This window comes from Streptomyces sp. MK7 (assembly GCF_032658145.1).
GTDB classification, from domain to species: domain Bacteria; phylum Actinomycetota; class Actinomycetes; order Streptomycetales; family Streptomycetaceae; genus Streptomyces; species Streptomyces spiralis.
In genome coordinates, this window is the sequence record NZ_JAVACL010000127.1 from 1 (window position 1) to 1,178 (window position 1,178).

The window sequence follows — 1,178 nt, forward strand, 5'->3', positions numbered from 1 at the left end:
CGGCGGCGGATGTCGTTGAGGCGGGTGATGAGCGGGGCGATGCTGCGGCCCTCGCGTTCGGCGGCCGCCCAGTCACGGGGTTTGAGCTGGTACTTCTCCGAGTCCAGGTACTCCTCGCCGCCCTCCCTGAGGGGGGTGTTCTCGCACAGCTCGTAGCCGGAGTAGATGCCCCAGGAGGGGGCCAGGGTGGCGGCCAGGACGGCGCGGACCTCGAAGGCGGGCCGGCCGCCGTGCTGGAGGTAGGCGTGCAGGATGTCGGGGGTGTTGGCGAAGAAGTTCGGCCGCATGTAGGCCGCCGCCTCACCCGACAGCTCACCCAGGTACTCGGTCAGCTCCTGTTTGGAGTTGCGCCAGGTGAAGTAGGTGTAGGACTGCTGGAAGCCGATCTGGGCCAGGGTGTGCATCATCGCCGGCCGGGTGAACGCCTCCGCCAGGAAGATCACGTCGGGGTCGGCGTGGTTGATCTCGCCGATCACCCGCTCCCAGAAGACGACCGGCTTGGTGTGCGGGTTGTCCACCCGGAAGATCCGCACCCCGTGGTCCATCCAGTGCCGCAGGATGCGGACGGTCTCGGCGACCAGGCCGTCCATGTCGGCGTCGAAGGCGACGGGGTAGATGTCCTGGTACTTCTTCGGCGGGTTCTCCGCGTAGGCGATGGTGCCGTCGGGGCGGTGGTGGAACCACTCGGGGTGCTTGTGCACCCAGGGGTGGTCCGGGGAGCACTGCAGGGCGAAGTCCAGGGCGATCTCCAGGCCCAGCTCGCGGGCCCGGGCGACGAAGGCGTCGAAGTCCTCCAGGGTGCCCAGAGCGGGGTGGATCGCGTCGTGGCCGCCCTCGGGGGAGCCGATCGCCCAGGGCACGCCGACGTCCTCGGGGCCGGGGGTGAGGGTGTTGTTCTTCCCCTTGCGGAAGGTGGTGCCGATGGGGTGGATGGGGGGGAGGTAGACCACGTCGAAGCCCATGGCGGCGATCGCCGGGAGGCGGCGGGCGGCGGTGGTGAAGGTGCCGTGGGGCTGCTCGGGGGTGCCCTCGGAGCGGGGGAAGAACTCGTACCAGGCGCCGTACAGGGCCCGCTCCCGCTCCACCAGCAGCGGCATCGGCTCGGAGGCGGTGACCAGCTCCCGCAGCGGATACCGGGCCAGCACCGCGTCCACCTCCGGCGTCAACGCCGCCGCCAG

1 pseudogene is annotated in these 1,178 nt (G+C 70.5%); it reads right to left on the reverse strand.

Features of this window, described 5'->3' with window-relative positions:
- A pseudogene (locus R2S09_RS40120) lies at window positions 1–1,178 on the reverse strand (alpha-1,4-glucan--maltose-1-phosphate maltosyltransferase); the annotation flags it as partial.